Source organism: Nitrospirillum pindoramense, assembly GCF_007827955.1.
Lineage (GTDB): Bacteria > Pseudomonadota > Alphaproteobacteria > Azospirillales > Azospirillaceae > Nitrospirillum > Nitrospirillum amazonense_B.
This window is the reverse complement of the sequence record NZ_VITR01000010.1, coordinates 42,962-61,919: the sequence shown is the minus strand read 5'-3', so window position 1 is coordinate 61,919 and position 18,958 is coordinate 42,962. Positions and strand designations below refer to the sequence as shown.

Below are 18,958 nucleotides of genomic sequence, written 5' to 3'. Positions count from 1 at the left end.
GCCAGGGCCGGCCCAGACCAAACAGCCAAAGGGTTATTCAAAGGGTTTTAAAGGCACGTCGTCGGCGAACAGGTCGGGGAACCGGGTCGCCAACTGTGGCAACGACGTCAGGATTTCCTGAAGGTGCTGGCGCATCGCCGCCTCCGCCCCATCCGCGTCACGGTCGGCGATGGCATCGACGATGGCCTGGTGTTGCGCGATCAGCAGCGAAAACGGCGTCGCCTCCGGCATGCTGAGATAGCGCACGCGGTCCATCTGCGCCTTGGTCTCCTCCACCACCCGCCAGGCGTACTCGCAGCCGACATGCAGCGCGATGTCGCGGTGGAAGCGTTCATCCAGGTCCAGGAAACCGCCGTGGTCGCGGTCTTCCGCGGCGTTGGCCTGGGCGCGCAGGTTGTCGCGCAAAAGATCGATGTCGCGCCCCTTCATCTCCGCCACGGCGCGGCGCACCACCGCCAGTTCCACCGCCTCGCGCACGAAGCGGGCATCGAAAACCTGGCGGACGGAAATCTTGACGATGAAGGAGCCGCGCTGCGGGCGGATGGATAGCAGCCCCGCCTCGCTCAGCTTGATGAAGGCTTCGCGCACCGGCTGGCGGCTGACGCCCAACTGGTCGGCGATGTCCTGTTCAGAGATGGCCTGGCCGGGGCGGAACTTCATGGCGACGATGGCCGCCCGCAATTCCCGGAACACGCGCCGGGCCACGGGCTCCGCGCTGTCCGCCTGGATACGGTTCAGGATGATACGGTCATTTTCCGCCAACACCAGACGCACCCCATTCTGTCCCGCGGGCCCACACATCCACCCTGCGGCATTTGACAGTCGCCTTCCAGAGGCGCGTTTCCCGACCCGGCGCCTTTTTTCCCAACACCATTGCCCCGGCTCAAGACACATACTACCATACTAGACTACAAGCAAGGCCGCGTTGGCGGCTGAAACAGGGAGGGGCCGCATGGCGGCGGGCAAAACCATGATGGCGGAGCCGGGCAAAGCTACGTTGCAAGACGTGGCGCGGTTGGCGGGCGTGTCACCGGCCACGGTGTCGCGTGTGCTGAATGACCCGGCCAAGGTGGCGGAGGGGACCACGGCGCGGGTGCGCCACGCCATTCTGGAGACCCAATTCGTCCCCAACGCCGTGGCTGTCAGCCTGGCCCACCGCCGGGCGCGGGAGGGTGGCCGCGCCGCCCCTGTGCCGCCAGGCGCTGGAAAGGTGCTGCCCGCCGGCGCTTCCGGCATCGTCGTTGCGGAGAACAGCAAAACGCTGCCGATTCAGCGGGCAGCCAAACCGCCTGGCGTGATCGCTGTGATCACCCCCGCGCTTGCGGAGGAGGCGGTGGCCGGCGTGGTGGAGGAATTGGCGGCCCATGCCATGGCCGCCCTGGTGATTCCCGCCGAGCGGGAGGATGCCGGCCTGCGCCGGGCCGTGGACGCCGCGATGGCATACAGCCCGGCCGGGCTCGTGCTGGCCGGTCTGCATGGCGACGCCCCGGTAAGGCGGCGCCTAGCCCGCGCCGGGCTGCCGGTTGTGGAAATCGGCGACCTGCCCGGCGAGCCGATCGACATGGCGGTCGGCTGTTCCCACCGGGCCGCAGGTCAGGCCCTGGCCCGCCTGCTGGCTGGACGCGGTTATCGAAGCCCCCTGCTGATCCTGGAAAGGACCGGTCCGTCCTTGGCATGGCTGGAAGGATTCCGGGCGGACTTCGGCGCCAGGGCATCCGGCCCCCTGCCCCACCATGTCGTACCCGCCGGCAATGCCTATGCCCATGGACGGGAGATCGTGGCGGACATGCTGGATTTGGCCGATGGGGAGCAAGGCCGTGCCGATGTCGTGGCATGCAGCAGCGACGGGCTGGCCCTGGGCGCCCTGACCGAGGCCACGAGCCGGGGCCTGCGCGTGCCACGGGAGTTGGCGGTGGTGGGCTTCGGCGATGCCGACTTCGCGGCCCACACCCATCCCCGGCTCAGCACCATTCGCCTGGACGCCCGCGCCATGGGGCAGCGGGCGGCCCGGCTGCTGCTGCACCGTCTGGAGGGGGGCCGGCCGCGCCAGGGCCCAACCCCGCGCCCGGTGGATCTGGGATTTTCCATCGTTTCCCGGGACAGCGCGTGACACCGGACGGGCGCGATTGCCCTGTTGACCTAACTGGTATGGTAGTATACATGAATGGTAACAGACAAACGGCGGCACCTGCCGCTCAGGGAGAGATCGCCGCCCCCAGGGCGCCCCGAAACACGACCTTCTAGCCTGCCCGCGACCGCCCCGCGCGTCGTCGGCCACGCGCCCGCCTGGACCCCGCCTTCGGAGCTGAAGATATGAAAATCACGGACGCCTATGTCATCGTCACCTGCCCGGCGCGAAACTTCGTCACCCTGAAGATCCGCACGGACGAAGGCGTCTATGGCATCGGCGACGCCACCCTGAACGGGCGGGAGCTGGCGGTGGCGTCGTACCTGACCGACCATGTCATTCCGTGCCTCATCGGCCGTGACCCGCACGATATCGAGGACATCTGGCAATACCTGTACAAGGGCGCCTACTGGCGCCGGGGCCCGGTGACCATGTCCGCCATCGCGGCGGTGGACACGGCGCTGTGGGACATCAAGGCCAAGGTGGCCGGCCTGCCGCTGTATCAATTGCTGGGCGGCAAAAGCCGCAACGGCGTCATGGTCTATGCCCATGCCAACGGCCAGACGGTGGGCGACGCGCTGGACCAGGTCCAGCATTATGTCGACCTGGGCTACAAGGCGATACGCATCCAAGCGGGCGTTCCGGGCCTGAAGGGGGTCTACGGCGTCGCCAAGGGCATCAATTATGAGCCGGCGACGCGGGGGCTGCCGGCGGAGTCCGCTTGGTCGACGGAGGCGTACCTGGACTTCGCCCCCACCCTGTTCGCCGCCGCCCGCGACCGCTTCGGTTGGGACCTGCACCTGCTGCACGACGTGCATCACCGCCTGACGCCCATCGAGGCGGCACGCCTGGGCAAGAGCCTGGAACCCTATCGCTTGTTCTGGATGGAGGACCCGACCCCGGCGGAAAACCAGGAGTCCTTCCGGCTGATCCGCCAGCACACGACCACCCCCCTGGCGGTGGGTGAGGTGTTCAACAGCATCTGGGACGCCAAGGATCTGATCCAGAACCAACTGATCGACTACATCCGCACCACGGTGGTGCATGCCGGCGGCATCAGCCATCTGCGCCGCATCGCCAACCTGGCGGACCTCTACCAGATCCGCACCGGCAGCCATGGCGCCACCGACCTGTCGCCGGTGTGCATGGGGGCCGCCCTGCACTTCGACCTGTGGGTGCCGAACTTCGGCATCCAGGAGCGTATGGTGCATGAGGACGTGACCAACAGCGTCTTCCCCCACGCTTACACCTTCGACCAGGGCTACATGCATCCGGGCGAGGCGCCGGGCCATGGCGTCGACATCGATGAGACCGAGGCCGCGAAGTACCCCTACCAACCCGCCTACCTGCCCGTGGCCCGTCTGACCGACGGCACTTTGTGGAGTTGGTGAGCGGGAACCGGGCGCGGCCTTGAACGCGCCCATCGCTAAAAAAGGCCACGCCCTACGATGGCGCGGCGATAAACGGGAGTGAAACGTCCATGGCGTGGCCAGCGGAAGCCACCATCGCACCCAGCCCCCCGCCGGCCCGGATAGGCCGGCGGCGCTGGATCGTCGTGGCCCTGCTGTTCGCCGCCACCGTCATCAACTATGTCGACCGCCAGATGCTGGGCCTGCTGAAGCCTTTGCTGTCGCGGGAGTTCCACTGGTCCGAAACCGACTACGCCGACATCATCTTCTGGTTCCAGGCGTCCTACGCCGTAGCCTACCTGGTGTGCGGCCGGATCATCGACCGCATTGGCGCCCGCTGGGGCTATGCCCTGACCTTCGTCATCTGGAACCTGGCCCACATCGCGCACGGCTTGGCCAGCGGCCTGGTCCAGTTCGTGCTGGTCCGCATGGCGCTGGGCGCGGGCGAGGCCGGCAACTTCCCCGCCGGCCTGAAAAGCGTGGCGGAATGGTTTCCCCGGCGCGAGCGCGCGCTGGCGGTGGGCGTCTTCAACGCCGGGTCCAACGTCGGCGCCGTGATCACGCCCCTGGTGGTTCCCGCCCTCGTCGCCGTCGCCGACTGGCGCATGGCGTTCATGGTAACCGGTGTCGTTAGCTTCGCCTGGTTGGCCGCCTGGCTGATCTTCTATCGCCGTCCTGAGGAGGACCGGCGCCTGTCCGCCGCCGAGCGGGCGCACATCCTGTCGGACGCCATCACCCCGACCGTATCCGCGAGCGGCCCGCGTCTGGCCTGGATTCTACGCCAACGCCAGACATGGGCCTATGTTCTGGCCAAGTTCCTGACCGACCCCATCTGGTGGGTGTTCCTGTTCTGGCTGCCGGATTTCCTGGGCCGGCGCTTCGGTCTGGACCTTCGCGGCTTCGGCCCACCGCTGGTCGCCATCTACCTGATGTCAGATATCGGCAGCGTCGCCGGCGGCTGGCTGTCTTCACGCCTGATGCGCCGGGGCCTGGGGGCGAACCGCGCGCGCAAGGTGGCGATGCTGATGTGCGCCGCCTGCGTCATTCCCGTGCTGACCGCGCCCTGGGTTGGCGGATTGACCGCCGCCGTCCTGATCATCGGCCTGGCGACGGCGGGCCACCAGGGATTCTCCGCCAACCTCATGACCCTGCCCTCCGATCTTTTCCCGCCCTCGGCCGTAGCCACGGTGGTGGGACTGGGTGGAACGGCGGGCGCGGTAGGCGGCATGCTGATGGCCAAGTTCACGGGCTGGATACTGCAGGGGACCGGCAGTTACGGCCCCGTGTTCTTGACGGCGGCGCTGGCCTATCCATTGGCTTTGCTGGCGATCCAGGCCCTGAGCCCCAACCTGCGTCCGGCCATGCCGGACGCCACTGGCGGAGGCGCCCCATCCTGAAGGAGACAGGACGAATACTTTAAAATATGACGGTTTAAGCGCCATTGCTTCGATACTTTGGCGATAAACCGTTTATTTTTAAAATATAATCTTGAATTATGCGTTGTTTATTGAAATAAAAATCTTGACAATATTGCGCTTTTGGGAAAATGGTAACGCTACCATCAAGGCGCCACGAACGCGCCGCTGCAAGGGAGGGGAGCAAATGGGACGCCTGCATTCGGCCACCGGCTGGCACACTTGCCCCCGGCGGATGAAATTGGCCGCCGGCCTGGCCGCTCTGGCGGTCTTGGCCGCCTCTCCCCTGGCTGCGGGGGCGGCCCCCGCGACGCTGGAACGCCAAGGCACGGCCGCTCACTTGTCGGTGGACGGCAAGCCTTTCCTGGTGCTGGGCGGTGAGTTGGGCAATTCCAGCGCGTCCAGCCGACCCTACATGGCCAAGTATTGGCCCAAGCTGAAGGCCATGAACCTGAACACGGTGCTGGCCCCGGTTTATTGGGAGCTGATCGAGGACAAGGAAGGTTCCTTCGATTTCGCCGGCGTCGACGGCCTGCTGGCCGATGCCCGCGCCCAGGACATGCACCTGGTCCTGCTGTGGTTCGGCGCCTGGAAGAACAGCATGTCCACCTATGTGCCGGGCTGGGTGAAGCGGGACCAGGCGCGGTTCCCGCGCGTGCGCGCTGCCAATGGCACCAGCGTGGAAATCCTCTCCGCCTTTTCCCTCGCCGTGCGGGAGGCTGACGCCAAGGCGTTCGCCGCGCTGATGAGCCATCTCAAGGCGGTGGATGCCAAGGGCACCGTGCTGATGGTGCAGGTGGAAAACGAGATCGGGATGCTGCCTGTGGCGCGGGAATGGGGTGATGCCGCCCAGGCCGCCTGGGTCCAGCCCGTGCCGGACGCCTTGCTGCGCCCCCTGCGCGAGGGCACGGCGGTGGAGCCGGAGTTGCGCGCCCTGTGGCAGGCCCACGGTGCCAGGGCCGCCGGCACCTGGGCCGAGGTTTTCGGCGCCGCCGACGCGGGTCAGGAGGTGTTCACCGCCTGGCATTATGCCCGGTACGCCGACGCCATCACCCGGGCCGGCAAGGCCGCCTACCCCGTGCCCATGTATGTCAATGTGGCGCTTAACCGCGCTGGCAAGGCGCCGGGCGAGTATCCCAGCGGGGGCCCCGTGCCCCATCTGATCGACGTGTGGAAGATTGGCGCCCCCAGCCTGGACCTGATAGCGCCGGACATCTATTTCCCCAATTTCAACGACCTGGCCGGTCGCTACAGCCGCGCGGACAACCCGCTGTTCATTCCCGAGGCCAACAACGTGACGGCGCCCGAGGTGCCGGCCAATGCCTTCTATGCCATCGGCAACCTGGACGCCTTCGGCTTCAGCCCTTTCTCCATCGAGAACGCGGATCTTAAGAGCCAAGCCGCCGTCACGGAGGCCTATGGCCTGCTGCGCCAGTTGACCCCTGCCATCCTAAAGGCCCAGGGGCTGGGCCGTGTGGCGGGCTTCAAGCCCCGGGTGCTGGAGGACGGCACGGTGCTGGACGCCCCCGTCACCCGGTCGCTGGGCGACTATCGCTTCACCGTCAGTTTCATCGACAGTTGGACGCCCAAGGCGGAGCAGGACATCGCCAGCCACGGCGGCCTGATCATCCAGACGGCCCCCGAGGAATACCTGATCGCCGGCCGCGGCTTGATCGTCACCGTGGCCGGGGAGCCCGGCGCCAAGGGGGACGGCGCCGCGCTGGCCGGCATCGACAAGGCGGTCGAGGGCACCTTCGACGCCCAGGGCCGCTGGATTCCGGGCCGCGTGCTGAACGGCGACCAAACCCATCAGGGGCGGCACATCCGCCTGCCCCCGGACCAATTCCAGATCCAGAGGGTGACGTTCTACCGCTACCGCTGATCCGCATCCGCGCGAAACCAGAGCCTTAACAAACAACCCGCCTGAACCCGGAAAGGGGCCGTGGGCGGCCAGGGAGGAAAAACATGGCATATTCGAAGAACTGGACGGCATTACTGACCACCACCGCCCTGGCCGGCTCCGCCCTGCTGGGCATGCTCTCGCCGCAGGCCATCGCCCAGACAGCATCCCCCGCGGCAGCATCCACCGGGGCCACGTCGCCCGGCGACGATGCCACGCTGGACGAGATCACCGTCACCGGCATCCGGCGCAGCCTGTTGGACGCCACGGAACAGAAACGCAACTCCGTCGCCTTCGGCGACAGCATCTTCGCCGAGGATATCGGCAAGCTGCCGGCCACCAACCTGGCCGAAACCCTGAACCGCATCCCCGGCGTGAAGCTGAACCGCGACATCAACGGCGAAGGCGTGCAGGTCTCCATCCGCGGCCTGGGGCCCAGTTTCTCCAAGGTGCTGTTGAACAACACCCAGGTCGCGGTGGCATCGGACGGCGGCACCAACGGCGGCAATGCCAACCGTGAGGTCGACCTGGACCTCTTCCCGTCGGAGCTGTTCACCCGTCTGGACGTTGAGAAGACGCCGGTCTCCTCCACCCTGGAAGGCGGCATCGCCGGCACGGTGAACCTGCACAGCGCCCGCCCCTTCGACAATGAAGGCACCCACGTCACCCTGATCGGCCAAGGCCAATACACCAACGCCGATGACCAGGTGAGCCCGCGTGGGGCCCTGGTGGCCAGCCACACCTGGGGGCCCTTCGGCATCCTGGTCGGCGTGTCGGGGGTGAAGACCACCACCCGCATCGATGGCTTCGAGACCATCGGCTGGACTGACGGCAACCTTCCGGCCGGCAGCGGCGACGTCGGCAGCGGCAACGGCTTCGTCTACGCCAGCACGGCCCCCCGCAACGTGGCGGGCCTGACCGCCGGCCAGCCGGTGAACCTGGCCCAGACCTCCGGCCTGACCCTGCCGCAGCTGGGCAGCGCGCAGATCCCGCGCTTGGGCCGCAACAGCTACACCTTCGGCGACCGCTCGCGCGTTTCCAGCCTGCTGTCCCTGGAATACCGGCCCAGCGACGAATGGCACTTCGCCATCGACGGCCTGTGGGCCCAGTCCGACCGCGACTACCAGCGCCTGAACATGAATTGGTACGTCCGCAACTCCGGCCCCGGAACCAGCCCCACCTCCACCGGCGGCATGGTTCCCTTCAGCCTGACCGTCGACAGCAACAATGTCGTGACCCAAGGCACCTTCGCCAATTCCAGCTTCTTCCTGGAAAACGACATCTTCAACCAGCATACCGAGTTCTACAACATCAACCCCACCCTGACCTGGAAGCCGTCCAAGGACTTCAAGGTCGACGCCCAGGTCAACTACGGCCACAGCACCTTCTTCCGTGAACAGCCGCAGTTCGACGTGCAGACGCCGGCCCAGTCGGGCCTGACGGTCAGCTACCAGGCCAATGGCGCCAACGGCCAGCCCATCATCGTGCCCAACCGCGACCTGAACGACCCCAACCTGGGCTGGAAGTGGTACCGCGTGAACGTGCAGAACGTGTACCGCGAGACCACGACCCGGGGCGCCCACATCGACACCCAGTACGGCGACGACACCGCTAACATCAAGGTGGGCGGTGCCTATGACATGGCCAGCCGCATCATCCGCGCCTATGACAACAGCACGGCCTTCCAGACCGCCGTCTGCGGCGCCACCTGCGACGGCAATTCCGGCCTGGTGCCCAATTCCCAGATCGGCCAGTACCTGCTGCCCATGAACATCAGCGATTTCGGCAAGCTGGCGGGTGGCAACGTCGGCTACACCCAGTGGATCATGACCAACCTGTCGGCGCTGGAGAAGGCCACCAACTATGAGTATTACAAGGACACGGCGCCGCAGACCCGTAGCGCCGTGACCGGCGGATCGGTCGGCAACATCTCGGAAAAGACCTTCGGCGGCTATGCCGAGGGCAATGCCAGGGATACCCTGCTGGGCCACGAGGTGGCCATCAACATGGGCCTGCGCTACTTCCACACCGACCAGACGGTGACCAGCCCGCTGGTGACCGCGTCCGGCGCGCTGGTCGACCAGACGCTGAGCACCGGGTATAGCGACGTGCTGCCCTCGGCCAACGTGGTCTACAGCCTGACGGACGATATCAAGCTGCGCGCGTCCGCCTCACGCAGCATGACCCGCGCCGACGCCAGCCAGTTGCTGCCCGGCACCACCTTCTCCGACATCTCGGCGCAGGTGGCCAGCGCCGGCAACCCGAACCTGAAGCCCTATACCTCCAACAACATCGATATCGGCGGCGAGTGGTACACCGGCGGCCTGGGCTATATCGGCGCCGCCCTGTTCCGCAAGGACATCGACGGTTTCACCGTCACCACGCAGAAGACCGTGCCCTTCACCGCCTTGGGCATCAACTTCAGCGACCTGCAGACCAGCCAGCAGCAGGCGCTGATGCTGCGCGGCGGCCCGAACGTGGCCACCGTCACCCTGACCCAGCCGGTGAACCTCAGCAAGCTGCTGCTGCAGGGCATCGAGCTGACCTGGGTGCAGCCCCTGGACTTCATCGTCGAGGGCCTGGGCTTCTCGGCCAACGGCACGCATATCGAGCAAAGCTCCGACAGCGGGCTGTTCGCCACCGGCATCGCGCCCTACAGCTACAACCTGCAAGCCTATTATGAAGGCCATGGCGTGTCGGTCAGCGTGAACTATGTCTGGAACGACCAGTCCACCGCCGCGAACGCCCCGCAGAACAACATCAATGAGGCCCTGATCGCCGAGGCACGCGGTCAGCTGGACCTGTCACTGGGCTATCAGTTGCCCTGGCTGAACGACAGCATCCGCCTGACGGTGGACGCCCTGAACATCACCAACGAACCGCTGGTGACCCAGTTCGGCCACTCCAACTCGCCCTACAGCATCTACTACCCCGGTGCGCAGGTGATCTTCGGCGCCCGCGCCAAGTTCTGATCGGCGGCCGGCATCCTTCCCCTGGACGGGTTTTCGAGGGGTAGCCCGCCCCTGGCGCACCCGTCCCAACTTGAGTTTTGGCAGTAAAAAATCCCCGGGTGGTCGATGCCGCCCGGGGATTTCTTTGAAAATAAGGAATTACAGGGCGCTTAGCTCGCGGTAGCCGCCGTCGGCGTAGAGCAGCGGATTGACCTCCGCCCGGCTGCGGGTCCACAGCACCTCCCCCACGATGACGCGATGACTGCCATGGGGCAGTTCCGCGGCCCGGCGGCAGACCAGGGTGGATTGCGCGCCGATCAGGCAGGGGGCGCCCATGATGTCCTCCCATGCGCCCGGCTTGAAGCAATCGGCTGTGCGGTTGGGGGCACCGAAGGTCCTGGAGACATCCTCCTGGTCGGCATAGAGGATGTTGATGGCGTAGGTGTCCACCGCCAGAATGCGGTCGTGCATGCTGCCCGACTGGTTCAGCGCGATCAGGACCGAGGGCGGGTCGAAGCTCAGGGAGCACAGGGCGCTGACCGTGGCCCCCGCCGCTCCTTGCGCATCCCGCAGTGTAACCACGGAAACCGATGCCGCCAGTCGGCGCATGGCATGGCGCAGGCCATCCACCAGCGTGGTGTCGTCATCGGTGGGCGGCAGGGCGGTGGAACTGGACATGGGGCCTCAAATCACGAGCGCGGGCGGACGGGTCACCTTAGCCATCGGCGACGATGTTGCCAGCCCAATGTTTCGGCGAACCACCAACAGGGGGCATAGGACACCGCTTCGCCCGTCATGACAAGGCGGGTTGATGCCCTTCCGCGGTAGCATGCCGGGCTATACCGCCGTAATTGAATAGTTCTCAACATCCGCTTGGTGGCGCCCAAAGGGTCAGCGGCCGCCGCCGGCACCCGGCCGGTCCATATCGAAACGGCTGTCGGGGGTGATGGCGGCATAGGCGGAGGGGCCGCCGCCGCGCAGGATGATGCCGGCGCCAAAGGTATCGAAAACGCCGTCCACCAGCAGCGACCGGGCGATGTGGATCACCACCGCTTCCCCCATCACCAGCCAGGAATCGACCGCCGTGCCGTCGTGGCGGCGCAGCCGGTGGATATCCGTCACCCGGCATTCGAAATGCACCGGGCTTTCCCCGACGCGCGGCACGTCGATCAGCGTTCCCGGCACCTGCGTCAGGCCAGCGGCCTGGAACTCGTTCACGCCATACGGCAGGGGCGCGCTGGTGGCGTTCATCTGGGTGGCCAGGTCGTGGGTCGCCAGGTTCCAGACGAAGACGCCGGTTTCCTGCGCGTTGCGCAGGCTGTCCTTCGCGCTGGTGCTGCAAAAGCCGATGATGGGCGGGCGATAGTTGAAAAGGTTGAAAAAGCTGTAGGGCGCCAGGTTGACGCTGCCGTCCCGCCCCTTGCTGGAGATCCAGCCGATGGGGCGCGGCCCCACGATGGCGTTCAACGGGTCGTGTGGCAGCCCATGGCCCTTCGACGGCTCGTAGGAATGAAGGTCGTCATACTGGCGCATGCGGCACGTCCCGGCGATGAGGGGCGGTCCTGCCGGACCGCCCAGTGGTTCATCGCCCGACCATAGCGGGCTTGGCGCCCGGTTTGAACGCGGCGTCGACGCACGGGACTATTGCATGACCCTCAAGCAACGCGCCGCGGGCGGCCGGCGCTGGCGACGGCCCCACCGTCAGCCGTGCCCTTGCTGGCCGGGACATCCCCCAGGGCGCCGATGCTGACCTGCAGCAGGCGGCTGATACCCTCGGCATAGTCCTGGCTGGCCTTCAGGGCGAAGCGCTGGCCGACAGTCTGCAGGTCCTGCGGCGTCCGGCAGGTCAGAAACTCGGCGCAGGCCTCGCGATCCTCATGCATCCGCTGTTCCCAGAAGCGGGCGAGTTCCTGGAAAAAGGCCAGGCTGCCGTGGGTCACGCGGCCATAGACATGGTGGATATCGTCCATCCAGGCGGCGTTTTCCGACAGCAAGGTGCCGAGCGGGGCGTTCGTGGCCCAATCCATGGGCGGAAACGGTGTTTTGGCGGCGTCAGGCATGGCGTCCTCCCCTCTGTTGCGATCCCGGGCACGGGGGAAGCGGAGGTTCCGGCCCCGGTGCGGCGGGCGAGACGAACGAATAATCGTAACCGACCGCGGGCCTGGCACGCCTTGAGGTGGCTCAAGTGCTGCCCCTGATGATGCCCATGGGGGACACGATGGCGGAGTGGCGCATGCACAATACCACAGGGCCCACCGTCCCCGCAGTCCCGGCACAGCGGCGGTGAAGCGATTTTTTGAGGTGGGTTCTTTCAGGCCAGGTGCCTTGCGCCGGCGGCCCCGGTATGGTGCGCGGCGGAATCCCGGAGATCTGCCCGCCATGGCCAGGATATTGGTGATCGAGGACGAAGCGCGGACGGCGCGCGAGATTGTCGACGCGCTGACGGCGGAGGGCTATGCCGTCACCCTGTGCGCCGACGGCCCCGCCGGCCTGGCGGAGGCGCGGGCCGGGCTTTACGACGCCATCACCCTGGACAGGCTGCTGCCGGGCCTGGACGGCCTGGCGCTGCTCGCGGAACTACGCCGCGAAGGGGTGACGACCCCGGTCCTGGTGGTCAGCGCCCTGGATGGGGTGGATGACAAGGTGCGCGGCCTGCGCGCGGGCGGCGACGATTACCTGACCAAGCCCTTCGCCCTGGCGGAGCTGGTCGCCCGGGTCATGGCCCTGGCCCGCCGCCGGGCGGACAAGCCGGCGGGCACCCTGCTGCAGGTCGGCCCCTTGGTGATGGACCTGGTGGGGCGCCGGGCCACCCGGGGGGCGCGTGAGCTGGACCTGACGCCGCGGGAATTCCAGTTGCTGGAGTATTTCGTGCGCAACGCGGAACAGACCCTGACGCGCTCCATGCTGTTCCAGGCGGTCTGGGAGTATGGCTTCGCCCCGGGCACCAACGTCATCGACGTCCATGTCGGCCGCCTGCGCCGCAAGGTGGACGCGGACAATGAGGAAGCGATGATCCGTACCGTGCGCGGCGGGGGCTGGCGGCTGCATGCCCCGGACTGACCGCTTTCGCCTCGCCGACCTGCCCCGCACCACGGCCTTCCGCATGACCGTGCTGTTCGGGGCGCTGACGGTCACGGTCGTGCTGTTGGCGCTGGGCGTCGTCTACTGGCGCGCGGGTGTGTTCCTGACCCGACGGCTGGATGAAACCCTGGTACGCGAGGCGGCGGAGTTCCTGCGCGCCTCCGTACCTGAGCAGGCCACGCATATCGACAGCCTGGTGGACAGCGACCGCCGCGGGCATTGGCGGGCGGCGCTGCTGGCACCCGACGGCCGACACCTGGCGGGCGACCTGGCAAGCGTACCAAAGGAACTTCAGGCCCTGGACGGCGGCATTCACGCCCTGCCCCAGGGGCCGGCCCCCACGCCCGAACGCCACCACGCGGCCCGTGGCCTGGCGCGACGCCTGGCGGATGGCCGCATCCTGGTGCTGACGGTGCGGACCAACGAGGTGCATGAGGTGCGGGAGCTGATCCTGCGCGCCATGGCGGCCGGCCTGGTGGGCGGCGTCATCCTGGCCCTGGCGGGCGGCGTGGCGCTCAGCGTCGGCACCTTGCGGCGGATCGAGGCCATACACCGCGCCAGCGCGACCATCATGGCGGGTGACCTGTCGCAACGCCTGCCCGTGCGCGGATCGGGGGACGACTTCGATAAGCTGGCGGCCATCGTCAACGCCATGCTGGCCAAGATTGAAGGGTTGATCGGCGACATGAAGGTGGCGGGCGACAACATCGCCCACGACCTGCGCACCCCCCTCACCCGGCTGCGCACGCGGTTGGAGGGGGCGCTGCGCCGCGGCGGCGACATCGAGGCCCACCGCGCGGCCATGGAGGACGCCATCGGCGACGCTGACCAGATCCTGGCGACTTTCCGCGCCCTGCTGCGCATCGCGGAGGTGGAGGACGGGCGCCGCCGCGCCGCCTTCGCCCCCGTGGACCCGGGCCCCCTGGCCCTGGCCGCCGCCGACCTGTATGAGCCGCTGGCGGCGGCCAAGGATCTGACCTTCACCACCGACATCCGCCCCACCGCCCCCATCATCGGTGATGCCGATCTGCTGTTCGAGGCGCTGGGCAACCTGCTGGACAACGCCATCAAGTTCACGCCCAGCGGCGGCACTGTCACCCTGGCCTTGCGCCAAGAGGCGGGACAGGCGCCGGAAATGATCGTCCGCGACACCGGCCCCGGTATCACGCCGGCGCAGCGGGACATGATGTTCCGCCGCTTCACCCGGGGCGACCACGCCCGCCATACCCCCGGCAATGGCCTGGGCCTCAGCCTAGTGGCGGCGGTGGTGCAACTGCACGGCTTCCGCCTGGCGGTGGAAGATGGTCAGCCGGGCTGCGCCATGCGCGTCACGCTGGGCGATGCTCAAGGATAGTCGGAGGCCAGCAGTTGCCGGGTCATGCCGTCGCAATCGATATCGTCGGCGCCGCCGAAGTCGGGCAGCGGAATGGGGATGAGCCGGCCGATGCTGATGCGGGGTGATCGGATCTTGCCCCTGACCACCACGGGGGCGCGCAGGTCCAGCAGGTCGAACTTCTTGGTGTCGGCCGTGACCTCGGTGTCGACCTCCTGGGTCTTGAGGCGCACCTCGCCGTTGACATGGACCACCGACTTGCGGGTGTCCATCAGCGTGCGGTCGAAGACCACCAGGCCATGGTTGAAATTAAGCCGCCCCAGGGCGCAGCGGATGGGAATCTGATCATCGCCGGTGATGTACAGCACCAGGGCGTCGGCGATCTGCAGGCCCGCCAGGCTGACCATCAGGGAACTGATGGTGCCGCCGGACATGGTGACCACCACGTCCCCGGTGGCCGTGCCCATGACCTCCGCCAGGGAATGCCCGTTGCCCACCAGGCGCACCCGGCCCCGGAGCTTGCCCTTGGTCGTGTCAAAATAATCCGAGCCGCGGAAGAACGCCTTCAGGTCCACATCCTGATACGTCAGGGCGGCGCGGGCCTGGGGATTGTCCCCCCGGACGTCCAGCGCCATCTCACCGGCCAGCGTGCCGCCGGCCACCCCCATGCGCAGCGGGTTCACCGTTGCCTGGCCATCCTGGACGCGGACGCGGAAGGACAGGGTCTGCACCGGCAGATAGTCGGGCGCCACTACCCTTTTGGCGTCCAGGGTGACGTCCATGGTCATGGCCCGCAGCTTTTCCATTCTGAGCGGCACGTCGGGAAACAGATCCCCCTTGGCCTCCAGCGCGGCCTGGGTCTTTTTCTGGTCGGCGGAGACGTTGCCCTTCGATCCCGGGGTGGCGCCGACCAGGGGCGCCAAGTCGGCGAAGGCCAGGTGGTCGGAAGTGAGATGCGCCGTCAGTACCGACGGTTTGGCGTGATGGTCGATGGCGATGTCGCCCGCCAGATCGCTGTCCCCCGCGTGCCAGGCCAAATCCACCACCCGCCACACGCCCGGTTCGTGCGTCAGCTTGCCGGCCAGGCGATAGGGGGGCGTGGGCGGCCCGGGAATGCCCAGCAGGGGGAAGATATCCGCCAGGTCCGGGCCGGACAGGGCCACCCGCACGTTGGAGCCGGTGAACTGGAAGGGGTCCTGCAACGTGCCCGTCACCGCCACCGCGGTTGCGCCGTAATTCACCTTTAAATCAACTGGATAGGGCTCGTTCGTGTCACGCAGCATCAATACCGATCCGCCCACGAAATGGACGGTCAGCGGTTGGTTCCCGATACTGCCCTTGAGATCCAGGTCCGCCGTCGGTTCCGCCGGCGCCTGGCCGGTCGCCGTCTGCACCTTCCCGTCCAGCGCCAGCTTGCGCTTGGCGTCGCGGTAGCTGACGCGACCGTCATCGATCTCCAACCGGCCGATCAGCGGCACCTCACCCCGGTGCTCCGGTTTCAGCTGGTTCAGGGCGCCGGTGGCCACGGGGCTTTCACCGGTGCTCCAATTCCATTGCTCCTGCTCGTTCTTTTCCAGCGCCACCACGGGCTGGCGCAGGATCAGCGTGGGGAACACCAGATTGCCGTGCAGCAGCAGGGGGCGCAGCGCGATATCCAGCTCGATCTGTTTCGCCGTGAACAGGTGTGGCGCCTGCCCCCAGTCGGTGTTGGACACCTGGACATCGTCCAGCAGCACATGGGTCACCCAGCCCCAGCGGACCGACACCTTCCCGATCCGGGTTTCCCGCCCCGAGAAGGCCGTGGCCCGGTTCTCCAACTGAGCGCGGACGTAATCGGAGGTGACGAAGAGATAAACGCCGGTCGCGGTCAGCACCAGCGGCACCGCCAGAACGCCCAGGGTCCAACCCGCTATTTTGGCCGCCCGTCGCATGGTCACGATCCGTCAAGCGAACACCCGTGGGGCGATGGCGCCCCTCCTCCCGTTCTCAGCCAACCGTCCAGATGCCGTCACGGTTCCGCCCCTCGCTTTTGGGATGCCTTTGGCGGCGCGCGCTCCTATGGTGGCGGCCAAACAGCCTGCCTGAGGAACGAGTCCATGCTGCTGCATCTATCCACCTGGTCCGAGGTCGAGCGCTTCCTGCAACGCTCCAAGACCATCGTCATCCCCATCGGCTCGAATGAGCAGCATGGCCCGACCGGCCTGTTGGGAACGGATTGGCTCTGTCCGGAAATCATCGCGCATGAGGCGCACAAGGGCGGCGCCGACATCCTGGTCGGCCCGACCTTCAACATCGGCATGGCCCAGCATCACCTGGGTTTCCCCGGCACCATCAGCCTGCGCCCCTCCACCTTCATGGCGGCGATTGGCGATTGGGTGCGCTCATTGGCCGTGCACGGCTTTGAGAAGATCTACTTCCTGAACGGCCATGGCGGCAATGTCGCCACCATCGAGGCGGCGTTCTCCGAACTCTATGCCGAGGCCAGCTTCGCCAAGCGGCGCGCCGGCTTCGCCTGCAAGCTGCGCAACTGGTGGGACCTGCCCGGCGTGAACGCCCTGGCCCAGAAGCAGTTCCCCACGGGCCACGGCAGCCATGCCACCCCGTCGGAAATCGCGGTGACACAGTGGGCCTATCCCGACGCCATCAAGACCGCCGATTACGCGCCCAAGATCGCCGGCTCCGGCCCCATCCGCGAGGCGCTGGATTTCCGCGCCCGCCATCCCGACGGCCGCATGGGCTCCGACCCTGCCCTGGCCACCCCGGAAAAAGGTGGGGAGCTGGTGGCGTTGGCCGTGACCGGCCTGGTGGCCGAAGTCGCGGCCTTCGGTAACGAGCCCGCTGTTTAAGAAATGTGGGGGCCTGCGCCATGACGCGCGGCCCCCCGCTTACGGCGCCGTGTCGTCCAGCCACAGCGCCACCCAGGCCAGCGGCGCGTTCCAGTTGATGGTGACCTCGTTCATGGTATAGGCGCGATAGTCGTCGGCCCAGCATGTCTGGGGCGCGCAATTGCCCTTCATGGTCTTGGCCACCGGGTCGTCCATGGCCGACGAATTCGGTCCACCCGAAAGGACGCCCGACGGCGGCGACGGATAGCGCGCGTCCGCCTGATGCGCCCAGAAACGGTGATGGGGGTTTTGCATGGGCCGGGCGCCAAAACCCGTGACGTAGGAACGGTCCAGGGGATTTCGGCCTAGCACATAGTCGGCGGCATCCACCACCGCCGTCCGGTAGGCGGCCTTGCCCGTCAGGTCATAGGCCGCGCCCAAGACCATGGCGCGGCTGAGAATGGCGCCGTTGGACCCCCAGGGATAGGCCGCCGAGGCGAAGGGCAGCCGGTAGCCCGTCTTGCCCTCATCCGCCACATAGCCATCGGCCAGGGCCGTCACCTGCGCCCGCACCCGCCGCCGATCCACGTCGTCCAGGTGGCTGGGCGCCAGGGCCAAGGTCAAGGCGCCCGCCGTGGCCACGGAGCCCCAGCTAAGATCGCCAGTGCCCTCCGCCCCCGTGAAGTACGGCGACGCGCGCAGTACCGCCAGATAGGCGGGCTCACCCGTCGTGGCGTACAACTCCGCCGCCGCCCAATAGACCTCATCCGCCAGGTGGGTATCGCCATAGCCGCCGCTGCCGTCGAATGCCACCTGGGCCAGGATGTCGGGATGGCGCTGCGCGGCGGCGAAGGCACGGCGGGCGGCGTCCAGGCAGCGCTGGGCGAACGCCGCATCAACGTCCTTCCACACCCGCGCCGCCTGGGCCGCGACGGCGGCCAGGTTCAGGCTGGCCGCCGTGGTGGGATAGTAGAGATAGCGGGTGACGTGGTCGTCCGCCGGCGCGGTGGGCAGGCCCGTCCAATGGGCATCCGCGATTTTCTGGTGGACCAGACCGCCCGCGTCGATGCGGCTCAGGACGTAATGCCCGGCGTTGTCCTTCTGGTCACCCAGCGGCACCTCCAGGCTCTTGCCCTCCGGCACCTGCATGGCCAGCAGGAATTCCAGTTCGAACCGGGCCTCGTCCAGAAGATCGGGCACGCCGTTGCCCCGCTCCGGCACCGCCAGGGTGCCGTCCGCCACCTCCGCCAGGGCGCGGGGGCGCTTCAACACCTGGGCGCGCTCATAGGCGTTCACCAGCGTCCAGACGGAGATGCCGCCGTTCACCACGTACTTGCCCTGGTCGCCGGCGTCGTACCAGCCGCCACTGGCGTCCAGGGTATAGTCACAGCCGGGCCAGACCTGGCCCTTGGGATCGGCTAGGTTGAAGCAGGTGGCCTTGTCCGGCCGATGCCCTGCTGGCCGCGCCAGATCCGGCCGCTCCACCAGCGCCGCCTCAATGGGCACGCCACTGCGCTGCTGGTAAAAGAAGGATAGGCTGGCCCGCAGCAAGCGGCCATCAGGCGTCGCCGTCAGGGAGAAGGGCCGGCTGGCCTTGTCGCCCACCGTCAGCCGGTATCCCTGGCCGGCTTGGCGGACGTTGGAAAAGTCGATCTGGTGCACATGCTGGCCCGACGCGGCGTCATCGCCGAACGGCTGGGTCTTGCCCGTCGCCACAGTGCGTCCCTGGGCATCGGTCAGGCGCCAGTCCAAGGGCGTGGTCGCGGGGTCGGCCAGGATGGCCAGTTTGGGACCGGCGCTTTCCAGGCCCGTCTGGTTCAGGACGATGGGGCTGGGCGCGTCCTGTGCCACGGCCGCGCCGGCCATCATCATCACCGTCAACGCCGAGAAAAGCAGACCTGGCCGCATCGTCCTCA

At 67.3% G+C, this 18,958-nt stretch carries 14 protein-coding genes; 8 read left to right on the top strand and 6 right to left on the bottom strand.

Annotated features, from left to right (window positions below):
• Window positions 1–33: 33 nt before the first annotated feature.
• On the bottom strand, window positions 34–774 hold the full coding sequence (locus FBZ90_RS17205) for a GntR family transcriptional regulator (RefSeq protein WP_246130465.1): 741 nt from the start codon (window positions 772–774) through the stop codon (window positions 34–36).
• Between the two features lie 178 nt (window positions 775–952).
• Between FBZ90_RS17205 and FBZ90_RS17200 the strand changes: the two genes are divergently transcribed.
• The 5 genes from FBZ90_RS17200 to FBZ90_RS17180 all read left to right on the top strand — a co-directional run bounded on the left by FBZ90_RS17200 (window position 953) and on the right by FBZ90_RS17180 (window position 9,824).
• The gene (locus FBZ90_RS17200) at window positions 953–2,110 is read left to right on the top strand and encodes a LacI family DNA-binding transcriptional regulator (RefSeq protein WP_145733967.1); all 1,158 of its coding nucleotides are present in this window, start codon (window positions 953–955) and stop codon (window positions 2,108–2,110) included.
• Window positions 2,111–2,313: 203 nt separating this feature from the next.
• A complete protein-coding gene (gene manD, locus FBZ90_RS17195; RefSeq protein ID WP_145733965.1) occupies window positions 2,314–3,519 on the top strand; it encodes a D-mannonate dehydratase ManD in 1,206 nt (401 codons plus the stop codon).
• 89 nt (window positions 3,520–3,608) lie between these two features.
• Window positions 3,609–4,934, top strand: coding sequence for an MFS transporter (locus FBZ90_RS17190; RefSeq protein WP_145733963.1), 1,326 nt, complete (start codon window positions 3,609–3,611; stop codon window positions 4,932–4,934).
• A 205-nt stretch (window positions 4,935–5,139) separates the two neighbouring features.
• Window positions 5,140–6,834 carry a GH35 family beta-galactosidase gene (locus FBZ90_RS17185; protein ID WP_145733961.1) on the top strand — a complete coding sequence of 565 codons (1,695 nt, stop codon included), beginning with the start codon at window positions 5,140–5,142 and terminating at the stop codon, window positions 6,832–6,834.
• 83 nt (window positions 6,835–6,917) lie between these two features.
• Window positions 6,918–9,824, top strand: a complete 2,907-nt coding sequence (locus tag FBZ90_RS17180) for a TonB-dependent receptor (RefSeq protein WP_145733959.1) — start codon at window positions 6,918–6,920, stop codon at window positions 9,822–9,824.
• A 138-nt stretch (window positions 9,825–9,962) separates the two neighbouring features.
• Here FBZ90_RS17180 and FBZ90_RS17175 read toward each other — a convergent pair whose 3' ends face one another.
• From FBZ90_RS17175 to FBZ90_RS17165, 3 genes are all read right to left on the bottom strand, one after another.
• Window positions 9,963–10,481: a flavin reductase family protein gene (locus tag FBZ90_RS17175; protein ID WP_145733957.1), complete on the bottom strand. Its 519-nt coding sequence runs from the start codon at window positions 10,479–10,481 to the stop codon at window positions 9,963–9,965.
• Between the two features lie 213 nt (window positions 10,482–10,694).
• Window positions 10,695–11,336, bottom strand: coding sequence for a flavin reductase family protein (locus FBZ90_RS17170; RefSeq protein WP_145733955.1), 642 nt, complete (start codon window positions 11,334–11,336; stop codon window positions 10,695–10,697).
• Between the two features lie 122 nt (window positions 11,337–11,458).
• The gene (locus tag FBZ90_RS17165; RefSeq protein WP_145733953.1) at window positions 11,459–11,863 is read right to left on the bottom strand and encodes a hypothetical protein; all 405 of its coding nucleotides are present in this window, start codon (window positions 11,861–11,863) and stop codon (window positions 11,459–11,461) included.
• Between the two features lie 319 nt (window positions 11,864–12,182).
• Here FBZ90_RS17165 and FBZ90_RS17160 point away from each other — a divergent pair, with 319 nt between their 5' ends.
• The gene (locus FBZ90_RS17160) at window positions 12,183–12,863 is read left to right on the top strand and encodes a response regulator transcription factor (protein ID WP_145733951.1); all 681 of its coding nucleotides are present in this window, start codon (window positions 12,183–12,185) and stop codon (window positions 12,861–12,863) included.
• A complete protein-coding gene (locus FBZ90_RS17155) occupies window positions 12,850–14,238 on the top strand; it encodes a sensor histidine kinase (protein WP_145733948.1) in 1,389 nt (462 codons plus the stop codon). Before FBZ90_RS17160 ends, FBZ90_RS17155 begins: the two co-directional genes overlap by 14 nt.
• Here the strand turns inward: FBZ90_RS17155 and FBZ90_RS17150 are convergent.
• Window positions 14,229–16,148, bottom strand: a complete 1,920-nt coding sequence (locus FBZ90_RS17150; protein WP_145733946.1) for an AsmA family protein — start codon at window positions 16,146–16,148, stop codon at window positions 14,229–14,231. The two genes, FBZ90_RS17155 and FBZ90_RS17150, sit on opposite strands and share 10 nt — an antisense overlap.
• A gap of 165 nt (window positions 16,149–16,313) precedes the next feature.
• Here FBZ90_RS17150 and FBZ90_RS17145 point away from each other — a divergent pair, with 165 nt between their 5' ends.
• The gene (locus FBZ90_RS17145; protein ID WP_145733944.1) at window positions 16,314–17,063 is read left to right on the top strand and encodes a creatininase family protein; all 750 of its coding nucleotides are present in this window, start codon (window positions 16,314–16,316) and stop codon (window positions 17,061–17,063) included.
• A gap of 39 nt (window positions 17,064–17,102) precedes the next feature.
• Here the strand turns inward: FBZ90_RS17145 and FBZ90_RS17140 are convergent, their stop codons facing one another.
• The gene (locus tag FBZ90_RS17140; RefSeq protein WP_211102126.1) at window positions 17,103–18,950 is read right to left on the bottom strand and encodes a glycoside hydrolase family 9 protein; all 1,848 of its coding nucleotides are present in this window, start codon (window positions 18,948–18,950) and stop codon (window positions 17,103–17,105) included.
• Between the last annotated feature and the right edge of the window lie 8 nt (window positions 18,951–18,958).

Bases quoted from the DNA above. Each gene is read 5' to 3' on its own strand.
- FBZ90_RS17200 (WP_145733967.1), top strand. From the start codon at position 953: ATGGCGGCGGGCAAAACCATGATGGCGGAGCCGGGCAAAGCTACGTTG.
- manD (WP_145733965.1), top strand. From the start codon at position 2,314: ATGAAAATCACGGACGCCTATGTCATCGTCACCTGCCCGGCGCGAAAC.
- FBZ90_RS17190 (WP_145733963.1), top strand. From the start codon at position 3,609: ATGGCGTGGCCAGCGGAAGCCACCATCGCACCCAGCCCCCCGCCGGCC.
- FBZ90_RS17185 (WP_145733961.1), top strand. From the start codon at position 5,140: ATGGGACGCCTGCATTCGGCCACCGGCTGGCACACTTGCCCCCGGCGG.
- FBZ90_RS17180 (WP_145733959.1), top strand. From the start codon at position 6,918: ATGGCATATTCGAAGAACTGGACGGCATTACTGACCACCACCGCCCTG.
- FBZ90_RS17175 (WP_145733957.1), bottom strand. From the start codon at position 10,481: ATGTCCAGTTCCACCGCCCTGCCGCCCACCGATGACGACACCACGCTG.
- FBZ90_RS17170 (WP_145733955.1), bottom strand. From the start codon at position 11,336: ATGCGCCAGTATGACGACCTTCATTCCTACGAGCCGTCGAAGGGCCAT.
- FBZ90_RS17165 (WP_145733953.1), bottom strand. From the start codon at position 11,863: ATGCCTGACGCCGCCAAAACACCGTTTCCGCCCATGGATTGGGCCACG.
- FBZ90_RS17160 (WP_145733951.1), top strand. From the start codon at position 12,183: ATGGCCAGGATATTGGTGATCGAGGACGAAGCGCGGACGGCGCGCGAG.
- FBZ90_RS17155 (WP_145733948.1), top strand. From the start codon at position 12,850: ATGCCCCGGACTGACCGCTTTCGCCTCGCCGACCTGCCCCGCACCACG.
- FBZ90_RS17150 (WP_145733946.1), bottom strand. From the start codon at position 16,148: ATGCGACGGGCGGCCAAAATAGCGGGTTGGACCCTGGGCGTTCTGGCG.
- FBZ90_RS17145 (WP_145733944.1), top strand. From the start codon at position 16,314: ATGCTGCTGCATCTATCCACCTGGTCCGAGGTCGAGCGCTTCCTGCAA.
- FBZ90_RS17140 (WP_211102126.1), bottom strand. From the start codon at position 18,950: ATGCGGCCAGGTCTGCTTTTCTCGGCGTTGACGGTGATGATGATGGCC.